The sequence below is a fragment of the Dysgonomonas sp. UBA7710 genome, assembly GCF_002482385.1.
In the GTDB taxonomy this organism is placed as follows: Bacteria; Bacteroidota; Bacteroidia; order Bacteroidales; family Dysgonomonadaceae; genus Dysgonomonas.
Window position 1 is genome coordinate 45690 of sequence record NZ_DLFW01000036.1, and the last position, 11539, is coordinate 57228.

11 protein-coding genes are annotated in these 11539 nt (G+C 41.6%); 5 read left to right on the forward strand and 6 right to left on the reverse strand.

From position 1 onward, the window contains the following. Positions 1 to 38: 38 nt before the first annotated feature. From B3317_RS11320 to B3317_RS11335, 4 genes are read right to left on the reverse strand one after another with little or no spacing between them, the layout of a single operon-like run. On the reverse strand, positions 39 to 2246 hold the full coding sequence (locus B3317_RS11320; protein WP_291111519.1) for a penicillin-binding protein: 2208 nt from the start codon (positions 2244 to 2246) through the stop codon (positions 39 to 41). A gap of 24 nt (positions 2247 to 2270) precedes the next feature. After that, the gene (locus B3317_RS11325) at positions 2271 to 2597 is read right to left on the reverse strand and encodes an FtsL-like putative cell division protein (RefSeq protein ID WP_006799050.1); all 327 of its coding nucleotides are present in this window, start codon (positions 2595 to 2597) and stop codon (positions 2271 to 2273) included. A 34-nt stretch (positions 2598 to 2631) separates the two neighbouring features. Then, complete coding sequence (gene rsmH / locus B3317_RS11330) at positions 2632 to 3543, reverse strand: 16S rRNA (cytosine(1402)-N(4))-methyltransferase RsmH (RefSeq protein WP_291111522.1); 912 nt, start codon at positions 3541 to 3543, stop codon at positions 2632 to 2634. 2 nt (positions 3544 to 3545) lie between these two features. Continuing rightward, the gene (locus tag B3317_RS11335; protein ID WP_291111524.1) at positions 3546 to 4007 is read right to left on the reverse strand and encodes a division/cell wall cluster transcriptional repressor MraZ; all 462 of its coding nucleotides are present in this window, start codon (positions 4005 to 4007) and stop codon (positions 3546 to 3548) included. Positions 4008 to 4993: 986 nt separating this feature from the next. Between B3317_RS11335 and B3317_RS11340 the strand changes: the two genes are divergently transcribed. The 5 genes from B3317_RS11340 to B3317_RS11360 all read left to right on the forward strand — a co-directional run bounded on the left by B3317_RS11340 (position 4994) and on the right by B3317_RS11360 (position 8898). Next, positions 4994 to 5659: a helix-turn-helix domain-containing protein gene (locus B3317_RS11340; protein WP_291111526.1), complete on the forward strand. Its 666-nt coding sequence runs from the start codon at positions 4994 to 4996 to the stop codon at positions 5657 to 5659. A gap of 338 nt (positions 5660 to 5997) precedes the next feature. Then, positions 5998 to 6834 (forward strand): ABC transporter ATP-binding protein, encoded by an 837-nt coding sequence (locus B3317_RS11345; RefSeq protein ID WP_291111528.1) that lies wholly within the window; start codon positions 5998 to 6000, stop codon positions 6832 to 6834. Positions 6835 to 6847: 13 nt separating this feature from the next. Continuing rightward, on the forward strand, positions 6848 to 7684 hold the full coding sequence (locus tag B3317_RS11350) for a hypothetical protein (RefSeq protein WP_291111530.1): 837 nt from the start codon (positions 6848 to 6850) through the stop codon (positions 7682 to 7684). Between the two features lie 3 nt (positions 7685 to 7687). Next, the gene (locus B3317_RS11355; RefSeq protein WP_291111532.1) at positions 7688 to 8053 is read left to right on the forward strand and encodes a GntR family transcriptional regulator; all 366 of its coding nucleotides are present in this window, start codon (positions 7688 to 7690) and stop codon (positions 8051 to 8053) included. A gap of 11 nt (positions 8054 to 8064) precedes the next feature. Beyond that, a complete protein-coding gene (locus tag B3317_RS11360) occupies positions 8065 to 8898 on the forward strand; it encodes a hypothetical protein (protein ID WP_291111534.1) in 834 nt (277 codons plus the stop codon). A gap of 87 nt (positions 8899 to 8985) precedes the next feature. On the opposite strand, the gene B3317_RS11365 is transcribed toward B3317_RS11360, so the two are convergent. Further along, positions 8986 to 10083 carry a LamG domain-containing protein gene (locus tag B3317_RS11365; protein WP_291111536.1) on the reverse strand — a complete coding sequence of 366 codons (1098 nt, stop codon included), beginning with the start codon at positions 10081 to 10083 and terminating at the stop codon, positions 8986 to 8988. 19 nt (positions 10084 to 10102) lie between these two features. Continuing rightward, positions 10103 to 11539, reverse strand: coding sequence for a RagB/SusD family nutrient uptake outer membrane protein (locus B3317_RS11370; protein WP_291111538.1), 1437 nt, complete (start codon positions 11537 to 11539; stop codon positions 10103 to 10105).

The window sequence follows — 11539 nt, forward strand, 5'->3', positions numbered from 1 at the left end:
CTTATAAACTTAATCAAGTAATAAACAGGTCTGCGACCTTAATTCAATTCTATTGTAATACCACCGCCTTTTACCATCCGGCTTCCGGCAGGGATAGATTGCCGCTTCACTTTTCCCTCTCCCGTCAGGCTGACTCTAAGTCCGGCATTCTCCAATAGATATACTGCATCACGTGCCCCCATACCTATAACGTTAGGAACAAGGCCTTGTTTTACGGAAGTATTATCTTCCAATATAATTCCTCCTGACAGAGAGTCGCTCTTCGTCTTTATCCAATCGATATTACTACCCGAAAACGTATAATTCTGGTCTAGTTTTTTCAATACAAATTCAGTATTCTTAAGCAATCCTCCCTTAACTACAGGAATCAATGAGTTTACGGTATCTTTCGGTGCAGGCAGAGGTGTAGAAACCAAATGCTTAGTATAGATACCTTCAGCAATGGACTTAAACACTGTTCCTGCCATAAGCCCTCCCGATGGTGAGCCTTGCGGCCTGCGTATGCCTACAAAACATGTATATTTGGGATCATCGGCCGGGAAGTATCCACAGAACGAAACATAATAACCTTCGTATCCTCCCCGAGAAGCAATCATGGCTGTACCCGTTTTGCCTGCCGACTGGAAAAGGGTAGAACCGGCTGCTTTTCCAAGACCATCGGAAACCACTCCCCTGAGCATCTCCCTTATCTCACCTAATGTTTTCCCGGAACACAATGCCGGGTTGATGACTTCGGTTTCGAACTCTTCTTTCACTTTCCCGTCTTTCATAAATGCCTTGGTAAGGAAAGGCTTTATCATCTTCCCATTATTGGCTATACCATTGTAAAACATCAGCATGTAAATAGGCGGGATCTGTGTCTCATAACCGAACGACATCCATGCCAAAGTTGTTTTTGACCACGGATTTGCCTTATCATCCGGCATACGGACTATGGATGTGCCTTCTATACCCTTCAGAGGTACGTCCCATTCTATTTTCTTTGTAATACCTAAGTCACGGATATGTTGTGCATATTTCTGAGGATTATTTTCATAGCCCTTCAGAATCATTTTAGTCATAACAACATTGGAAGAAATATACATACCTTCGGTAATAGTCATAAACTCTTTGCGTCCGCCTGTACGCCAGTAGTGGTCGCGGACAACCCGGCCTTTATATTCGAAAAGTCCGTTGCCGACACGCACGGAGTCATTCGGTGTAACTACCCCGTCTTCGAGGGCTACCATCACCGATACGGTCTTGAATGTGGAACCCGGTTCGGACATCCACGAAAATGCATTCGGATTTCCTTCGGCATATATCCCTTCCGATATCCTGTCAAGATTGGTTATCGCTTTTATTTCGCCGGTAGCTACTTCCATTACAATAGCTACACCTGATTCAGCCTTTGTTTCAGCCAATTTGCCGTAAAGGGCTTTTTCGGCCATATCCTGAATGTCCACATTCAATGTGGTTTTTATATCCCAGCCATCGGTAGGTTCTTCCAATACTACATCTATCCAACGGCCCTGTACACGCTCACGCGTTTTCAACCCGGGCACACCTTTGAGTATCGAATCATATTTCAACTCCAGACCGCTCGCACCCCCGTCTTCAAAATCTTTAAAGATAGAGCCTACGGTTCGTCCTGCCAACCGGCCGAAAGGTTTCAGACGCATGGTTTTTTCTTCAGTGAAAAGGCCGCTCCTGTTGCTGCGTTGATCGAAGAATGGGAATGTTTTCAGTTCTTTCAGGTCGACATAGTTTATATCGGGACGAATAATTCTTACATAACGGCTTCTTACTTTTACCTTCTTGTTGGAACCACTTTTCCGGTTGCGTTCCAGCTCATCCAGTTCTTTGCGGCTAAGTGCCCAGCCATCTAATATTATCTTTTTGTATTGGGCGGCATTTCTGTCCGGAAATTTTTTTGCCAACTCCTGAGAAAGAGGGGTTACGTACTTCATCAGCGTATCTTTCTTTATACCCTCCGACATGAAGTCGACATATACACCATATAAAGGTTCGCTGGTTGCAAGCAGACGGCCGTCGTCAGCATATATATTTCCGCGGTTGGGGCGTATCTCCCTGTCTTTCTTCACAGTTTCCTGCTTGCCCAGTTCGCGCCATTCGGGCCCTTCCGCATATTTGATTTTGAAAATGCAGACAATAATTGCTATAAACACGAAAGACATGAAAAAGACAATCCAACCGTAACGGCTGACTGCCACATTCTTCATTGTTCCTTCTGATTTCTTTGCCATATTCTTTTTCCGAGACAGTCTCTTCTATTTCTTTATTTTATAAATCGGCTCCTTGGTTTGCTGCAAGTCTACTCCGTTCTGCTGAATCAAAGACTCTACTTTCGATTCACGGCTCACTCCCATCAACTGGGCCGCAATAGTCAACGATTCGAATTTCGCATCTTTCAGTTCATGTTGCAACGACTCTATTTGCGACCTTTTCTCTATACAACTGTATCTGTTACTTATATATAAGACCAGAATAACAAAAACAGTGATAATGAAACGTGCATTCTTCCAGAAGAAGTCCTCTGTGAGAACTGTCCCTCCCAGAATATACATCACTTTCTTTTTTATATCTTTCGCTTTCATTCCTATTACAAGTCCTATGTAATTTATTTACAACTCAAATTTTCTCTGCTATCCTTAGTTTAGCGCTTCTCGAACGCGGGTTTCTTTCCTCTTCTTCCCGTGACGGAACAATTACTTTATTGTTTATCAGCCTGAATGGTGTTTCGAAGTTGCCGAAGAAATCTTTTTCCACCTTCCCTTCAAAGTTACCCGTCTTAAAGAAATTCTTCACAAGCCTGTCTTCTAAAGAATGATAAGTGATAACTACCAAACGGCCACCCGGCTTCAATATATCAAGTGCCTGTTCAAGCATTTCTTTCAGAGTTTCCATCTCTTCATTCACCTCTATGCGAAGCGCCTGAAAGGCCTGAGCTAATACTTTCTTTTCTTTTTCACCTCTTCCGACAAAGGAATTCAGCGTATCCAGCAAGTCATTTACTTTCCTGTAAGGTTTTTCTTTCCGGGTCTTTACAATCGCAGACGCAATGCGCCTCGACTGCTTAAGCTCACCATATAAGTAAAAGACATCTGCCAGCTGCTCTTCGGTGTATGTATTCAACACTTGTGCTGCCGTTTTCCCGGCTTTCTGATTCATGCGCATATCCAGATCACTATCTTCGAAACGGAAAGAAAATCCACGGTCTTCGGCATCGAAATGATGTGACGACACGCCCAAATCGGCAAGTATAGCGTCCACTTCCTCCACCCCGTGATACTTAATAAAGTTTTTCAGAAAACGGAAATTGCTCCGGATGAATGTGAATTTATTATCTTCCTGTATATTATTGATAGCGTCTTCATCCTGATCGAAAGCATACAGATGCCCTTTGTTTCCGAGGCGGGAAAGAATCTCCTTCGAATGTCCGCCACCACCGAAAGTTACGTCGACACAAATGCTGCCGGTACGAATATTCATACCGTCCACACTTTCGTGGAGCAGTGCAGGTGTATGGTATATCTCAATCATGATTAGCCGTTTTGTGAGTCGTTGTTCATTAATGCCTGTATACGGGAACTGAAATCGTCCGGCGGAATAAGCGTCTTCTCCAGCCCTTCTTTCGCCCATATTTCAATCGTATTATCCACACCCAAGAATCTAACATCGGACACGATATTTACCATCTGGCAATATCGCTTCGATATCAGGATACGCCCGTTCGCATCTATATCGAGACGTTCGGCATCAACAACAAACTGTCTGAAAAGAGCTTGTTGCTCCCGATCCCATCTGTTTAAACGTGAGCGCAATTTCGCAACCTCCTCTTCCCATACTTCGACGGGATAGAGCACGAGGCAATCCTGAAACAGATCTTTTCTGAGTATCAATGTATTCTGGGCAGAAGATTGAAATATCTTCCTGAAAGCTGCCGGTACAAAGACCCTCCCCTTTGCATCGATTTTCGCTTCTATATTACCCAAAAATTGAATCATTAACACTTTGAATTTTAACAATATACAATATGCGACGTAAAGGTATGAAAATTATACACTTTTCCCCACATTTCCCCACTTAAAATTGACTAAAAGTTTTCAACAACCCTGTTTATAAGTTATCAACATATATATTCAATTGATAATGTTTTACTTATAATGCTTTATCAACAGGTTATGAACAAGTTGTAAACAGTTCTTTATCAGTGATATTCAGGAATAATATTAATTAGGCGTTGGTATTAAATGCTCGATTGTTCTAATCGCTTTTTCTACGCGGAATTAAAAATTCCTTGTGTTCCTTTTGGCCAAAGCCCCAAAAGGAACCAAAAATGCTTTAGCGCCCCGCTTCATAGGCCGACCCGTAACGGACAAAAAGACGAAACGGAAAAACTCGCTGGAAATATTGTATAATCCGAATCAGCAGGTAAGCTCAAACACGTTTCCGTTTTTCCGTCTTTTGCCCTACGGGTACCCCGTCCATGAAGCTAACGGCGCAGGCTGACGCGTATTCATTCATCGAAGGGCTTCGTTTACTAAGGCGTCAGTCCCCGCGCGTTAGTGATGCAGGCGGACAGGGCTGTTAAGTTCTGAATTCTTATATCCTCTTTGTCATGTTGAACAAAGTGAAACATCTCGTTTCTCAGAGTTAGGATTCTTCACTTCGTTCAGAAACAACGTTCGGCAGAGCGAAGCGGAGCCAATGACAGTAGAAAATAACAAACCAAAGTGGAGAACTTAACAGCCCTGCGGGAAGGCGCGGCAGAGATGAGGTAAAGTTCCCGGCATAAATAAGGATAGTTATTATGCAGAAAACAATTGAACATTTAATACCAACGACCAATCCACATGAATCCATAAAACTTTATGTTAAAAAAGACCATCATCTTCATCTACACTTATCTATACTGAAAATAATGAATGGATAATAACTTTTCTTATGTCATTCATAACTCATAATTTATATTTATAATTATTTAAAGCATATGGCAAAGTATAACGAAGGTGTAGCAGAGACGATTGTTTCGCTGATAGAAGACGATTTTTGTTCCGTAGCGGAAATTTGCAGGGTTACAGGTATCAGCCGAAAGACTTTTTACTGCTGGAAAGAGACGGTACCGGGTTTGGCAAAAGAGATATTCGACGCGGAATGCCGGCGCGAAGACAGGATACGGCAAATGTTGTATTCGTCCCTTAAAAAGCGGCTGGACGGGCATATGATGGTAGAAGAGAAAGAAACATACCTGCCGGACGAAGATGAACCGGAAAAGCTGGTTCTGCAATCGAAAATTATCCGCAGGAAATATTGCCTGCCCGACCTGAAGACAATTAAGCTGTTACTCGACAGGCAGGATAAAATTGAGAATTGCCAATCAACCCAAAAGGAGGAGGAAGATATCACAACCCGGAAAAATATAATAGTTAATGACGTAACTATTGCAAAGGATATAGAAAATCAGATAGCTGAGCATATCGAGGAGAGCGGGAGTGTTCCGGCAGATGAAAAAGAAAGCCTTGTTGATGATCCTGAAGACGCGGAAACAGAGATAATGCCGGACGGACCGGACAGAGCCATAGCTGAACGGAAAGGCATGATAAGAAGGAACAATAGCCATCCGGCAGGAAAGAGGAGAAAGAAGCGGAGAAAATAATTGAAAGTGAAAAACGAAAAGTAAAGAATATCATATGGGAATACGATATGAATATCCGAGCTTCAGGATCTTGTAGAAAATAACTTTTGATTTTCCATTAATTGTGTTACTTATGTCACCTTTTTTTAACAATAAATAAAAGATTAGCGGATGAAACACAAACTATTTTCGCTTCACACCATTTACCAATTGAGCCGTTAAATTAGTTGCCGGTCAGTCCTGTATCTGTCCAATATAAAATTATTTTCTAAAAAAATGTGTTTGCTATTGTATTTATGAAAATTATCAATAAATTTGCGTGTACTATTATACTATTACACTATTATATTTTTAATCTAATGAATATGATATCAATGCGTAACGTTACCTTCGGGTATAAGAAGAAGCTAATATTCAATGATTTTTCAATCTCTATAGAGAAGGGAAAAGTGTGCGGATTGTTAGGAAAAAACGGAGCAGGCAAATCGACTATGTTGTATTTGCTTACAGGCCTCTTAAGTCCTGAAAAAGGTAAAGTGGAATATAAAGATGAGGATGTGGCAAAGCGTAAGCCCTCTACATTGCAGGACATGTTTATAGTGCCCGAAGAGTTTGAATTACCCGGTATTCCGCTGAGAAAGTATGTGGAAATCAATCGTCCGTTCTATCCTTCTTTCAGTCGGGAACAACTGGATAAAAATCTGGAATGCTTCGAGATGGAGGCCGATGTGCATTTGAACGAGCTTTCTTTAGGGCAAAAGAAAAAAGTCTTTATGAGTTTCGCTCTGGCCGCAAACACACCCCTGCTACTGATGGATGAGCCGACAAACGGACTCGATATCCCCGGTAAAAGCCAGTTCCGGAAATTTATAGCATCGGGGATGACCGATGAAAAAACAATTCTGATCTCGACACATCAGGTACAGGATGTGGATAAGCTACTGGAGCAGGTGATTATCCTCGATAATAATAAAGTGCTGATGAATTCTTCCGTATCGAGGATTTGTGAGAAACTGCGCTTTATGGAAAGTTATAATGAAAAAGATGTGGAGAAAGCATTATACGCCTCACCATCTATACAAGGATACAAGCTAATCCTTGAGAACGAAAACAATGAGGAGACTTCCCTGAATCTGGAAACATTGTTCAACGCGACTTTAAGCAATACGGAAAAGATAACAGCAATACTACAATAAAACCTGATAAATTATGAACAATACATTTGATATAAACCGATTTATCTTGTTGTTAAGGAAAGACATACAGGAAAACTGGAAAAAGTATCTGATCCGCATCCTTACAATTTACGGAGCACTCACCCTTGTGACTACATGGAACGCTTTTCTGACATATTCCGAATTAGAACAGGGTATTAATCGTTTAGAATACCTGAACAGGGATTTGATAGTCTTCACTGCCTTCGTCTTTTTCATATTTGGCTGTATCAGTGCTTCCATGGCAATGGAACCTATCAACAGCAAGACAAAGCGGCTTGTGTATTTGATGAATCCTTCATCATCTTTTGAAAAATACTTTTCCCGTTGGTTTATCATGACAATCGGCTACATGGCGGTTTTCTTCGTTCTATTCTGGTTGTCAGACGCTACCCGGGTACTGATCTGTTCTATCCGCTTCCCTGACATAGATGTGCAATTTATCCACTTCGATAAATTTATAGGAAAGGATAGTTACGACTATGTTTTTAATAACATGACAAGATTTACATTTTCAGTCGGCCTTTTCTCCTTTATTCAGTCCCTGTTTATCCTGGGATCGACATTCTGGCCGAAAAATTCGCTGGTAAAAACATTTTCGGCAGGCACTATCATCTTTATCACTTTCCTTCTGGTGTGCTGGTGTGTAATCTCTCTCCTTTTCGAAAACGGCATGGACAACTTTGGAAATGCGTTACAGCAGAAAACATTTGGTGTTCAGGATACTATTATAGTGGGATATATGACAATTCTATGCATCATCTTCGCTGTGGTAAACTGGGTATTGGCTTTTTTCAGATTCAGGGAATCTGAAGTAATTAAACGACTCTAGCTTATGAATTTTAAAGAAAATAAAGCAATCTATTTGCAGATAGCCGACCGCATCTGTGACGAGATACTACTGGAAAAATATAAAGAGGAAGAAAGGGTTCCGTCTGTACGCGAATATGCCGCTATTGTGGAAGTGAATTTTAATACCGTCATGCGCACCTTCGATTACCTTCAATCGATGGAAATCATCTACAACAAAAGAGGAATCGGATATTTTGTAGCTCCGAAAGCAAAAAAGCTGGTACTCAAGCTGCGTAAAGATACCTTTATGAAAGAGGAGGCTGAGGACTTCTTCAAACAAATATACACACTGGATATTCCGATAGAGGATATCGTGGAAATGTATAAAGACTATATTAAGAAACAATAATAATAAAAGATATGAGACTTACAACCAAAATAGTATTGGGTATCATAGCCGCGGTATTCTTAACTGCCACAGGCTATATATGCTATCTTTCGTTAAGTTATGACGGAGAGAAAAAGACAGGCGTTATACTAACGGACGAAACTGTCAGCATAGATATATCCGGACAAAAAATTATCGAGATATACGCGGATACAATACCGATGAAAAATGACGGGAAAGATAAGGATAAACATTATATTATCTTCGATGGACTCATCAATATACAGCCTGCTGCGAAGGAAGAAGATAAAGGTAAGATCTATATACCGGAACAATTGAAGGAATATCTGGAGATATCTGCATTACACGATAAGACCATACTGCGTGTGAAAACCGCAGAATTATTAACGGATCATTACAAAAACAAGATTCCGGACCCGGCAGCAATAAGGGGGATAAACTTTACTATATATGCGGATTCCTGTGTAGACATAAGAAGTAGAATAGGTGGGTTAAGAGCTAATATACAGGGATTAAAAGCAGAATCGATCAATATAGATATAATGCGTGGAGATCTGAATATAGAAAATTGTGAGGCTGATATAATCACACCTACAGTAAGGGGTTGGGGGCATTTTGTAATGAAGAACTCCAGGACAAAGGTATTTAATGCCGATCTCGACTATCTACAAAACTGGAGAATCGAACAATGTGATATAGATACTGAGAACCTGACTGGAAGCGGAAACCACGACGTAGAAGTACCGGCTACCGAATGCAGGGTAATGAACTGGAATCCAAAAAATGAAAAGGCATCCCTAAATGTATCATTAGGTTCTGATACGGCAAGAGTGATATTTCCATAACAATAGTAAAAGGAAGAAGTTGCCCGAAGGCAACTTCTTCCTTTGTTATTGTGGTCTATGTTAAGACCGGCAGAAAGTCCGGCTTTATTATTGTTTCAGTTTCTCTACTTCCTGATTGTAAAGCCACTGAACCTGTCCGCTCAATAATGCTGTATTATAGAATTTAATTTCATCCATCATACCCTGAAAGTGATCCCATGATGTAGGTGTATCCCAGCCTGACCAGTCCCAGGATGCTTTTGCCTCGGCATAGGTCGTTGCCGCCCCAATCATCAACGGCAATTGTGTGCCTAACGGAGATACATATGGCGCAGACTGGCTGCCTACCAGATTCGGTTTGCCGGTATTGGTCCACTCTTTTGTCAGTAATCCGTTTATATAGAACGACAATTTTGAGCTCTCAAGGTCAAGGACAACTACCACATGCTTCCAACTACCGGTAGAAACAGAAAGGTCCGCTTCATTATCCGCATCGGTAAAACCTGCCTGCGATTTGATTGTGAAGAATGCTTTGCCTTGTTCCTGTATCTGGAATTTCCAGTTGTTCCAGTAGTTCAGGGAAGCTACATAGTTACCACCTTTTATTACTTCAGGTTTCAACCATACGGCAATACTCAGTTTCTTGCCCAGGAAATCAGATGGGTTATAATTCTCTACTTCCAGATGTGCCCCGTTCTTGAAATAAAGGGCTTTGTTTACTCCATCATCTACAAATTCGGGTAGTGCGGGCGTTGAGAAAATTTCAGAAGGTCCCGGTTTCAGAGTAGCGGTAAGGGCTTTTATCCCGTCACCAAGCAATGACGTTCCTGTTCCCTCATCAAAGCTCCAGCCTGCTAACAGATTTTCTTCCGGTATTCCGATCATCTTATCATTAAGAAAGCGTACCAGAGCTTCTTGCAGGTGTATTCTCATATTAACAACTTCCTGAGCTGATACATTCCCTTTGTCGACAACTTCCTGGATAATATCCAGCTTTGTCTTGAATCTATCTATAGTCTCCTGTTTATATTCAGCCGGAGTAGCTTTTGCTATAGAATCATATCCTGCTGCAAGTTCCTTTTTAAGGACAGCAGTGTCTCCTGCCACGAATTCCTCTTTGTCATCATCACTACAACCGATGAATAGTGCAGAAGAAAAGACCAGTGCAAACATCAATAATATACCAAATATCTTATTCTCTTTCATAGTCAATGTTTTTAGTTGATTAAATACCATTGTTTGAATCCAATTCATTCTGCGGTATCGGGAAATAATAACGAGGTTCCTGCCATTTGAAATCAGAACCCAAGGCCTGTGTTGCCACATCTTTTCCCCAACGCATCAGGTCGAAGAACCGATGGAATTCGAATCCTAGTTCACGACGACGCTCCAGATAGATTACCGACCGCATCTGCTCCTGATTCACTGGCTTAGCATATGCAAGTCCGGCTCTGTCCCTTACCAGTTTAAGAGCTGCTGCAGCCTTATCCAGATCATTTGTTTCCGTATATGCCTCTGCTTTCATCAGCAAGATATCAGCATAACGCAGGTAAATATATGGCAGTCCGCCATCACCCTTTGTTCCGGCCGGCACTTCAGCCAGCGGCTGATTGTGCTTTTTCACCAGATAACCGGTAATACTCCATGTAAGGTCAAATACATCGTCGTTCAACCACTCTTTACCCGAACGGCCGATTGATGCATCAAGACGGGGATCGGTCTGTCCTGTCGTTGTTTGTTCGCTGAAACTCAGAACATAATTATTTGTCGGCGCATTGAAGTAATATCCTCCTTCCACAAGTGGCGCAAACCATTGATTCAGAGAATTACCCAAGCCGGGGTTTTGATTGCTTTCATGCAGAATTGCAAATACCGCCTCTTTGCTGTCCTCTGCTCCTAATTTAAACAAGTCTTCGTAATTAGTTTCAAGCCCATAAAGGCCCAGCGGTTCCAACTTGGTCGTAATGGTTGTTATACAATCGTCCCATTTCTTCTGATATAACTGAGCTTTAGCCAGTAAACCGTAAGCAGCGCCTTTGGTGATCCTCCCTTTGTCTGCTGTTTGAGTATAAGACGGAGGTAATACTCCCGCGGCATCATTCAGATCTTGTTCTATCCTGCCATATATCTGGGAAACCTCACTCAGTCCCATATTTACGTTTGAAGGAGTCACAGGTTCCACTCTCAGAGGCACTTTACCCCAGATATTCACCAGGTTGAAATAATAATATGCCCTGATAAATTTAGCCTGCGCAATCATCTGCTGCTTAACCCCATCATCAATAGCAGTACCGTAGTCAGCATGGATCACATTGTTAGCGCGGTTAATCCCTTCATAGGCGAACTTCCAGTATGAAAGCAGAATCCCGTTGTCCGATTTGATATTAAACTCGTCAATCATACCTATCTCGGCCTGATCGGATGCGCTTCCGCCTTTCACTGCATCATCGGATGCGACATCTCCGAAAACCCAAATCATATTTGAAGAAGTGGTAAAGCTCAAGCTGTTATATACTCCGGTCAGCGCCAGATTCGCCTCCTCTTCAGTATTGTATATATTGTCGGATGTATATTCACCGTCCAGTTCTTCATTCAGAAAATCGTTACACGAACTGAAGGAGAATATTCCTAATATAGTTAGTATTATTACTATTTTTTTCAT

Excerpts from the sequence above, each read along its gene's own strand:
- B3317_RS11320 (WP_291111519.1), bottom strand. The coding sequence starts at position 2,246 with ATGGCAAAGAAATCAGAAGGAACAATGAAGAATGTGGCAGTCAGCCGT.
- B3317_RS11325 (WP_006799050.1), bottom strand. The coding sequence starts at position 2,597 with ATGAAAGCGAAAGATATAAAAAAGAAAGTGATGTATATTCTGGGAGGG.
- rsmH (WP_291111522.1), bottom strand. The coding sequence starts at position 3,543 with ATGATTGAGATATACCATACACCTGCACTGCTCCACGAAAGTGTGGAC.
- B3317_RS11335 (WP_291111524.1), bottom strand. The coding sequence starts at position 4,007 with ATGATTCAATTTTTGGGTAATATAGAAGCGAAAATCGATGCAAAGGGG.
- B3317_RS11340 (WP_291111526.1), top strand. The coding sequence starts at position 4,994 with ATGGCAAAGTATAACGAAGGTGTAGCAGAGACGATTGTTTCGCTGATA.
- B3317_RS11345 (WP_291111528.1), top strand. The coding sequence starts at position 5,998 with ATGAATATGATATCAATGCGTAACGTTACCTTCGGGTATAAGAAGAAG.
- B3317_RS11350 (WP_291111530.1), top strand. The coding sequence starts at position 6,848 with ATGAACAATACATTTGATATAAACCGATTTATCTTGTTGTTAAGGAAA.
- B3317_RS11355 (WP_291111532.1), top strand. The coding sequence starts at position 7,688 with ATGAATTTTAAAGAAAATAAAGCAATCTATTTGCAGATAGCCGACCGC.
- B3317_RS11360 (WP_291111534.1), top strand. The coding sequence starts at position 8,065 with ATGAGACTTACAACCAAAATAGTATTGGGTATCATAGCCGCGGTATTC.
- B3317_RS11365 (WP_291111536.1), bottom strand. The coding sequence starts at position 10,083 with ATGAAAGAGAATAAGATATTTGGTATATTATTGATGTTTGCACTGGTC.
- B3317_RS11370 (WP_291111538.1), bottom strand. The coding sequence starts at position 11,539 with ATGAAAAAAATAGTAATAATACTAACTATATTAGGAATATTCTCCTTC.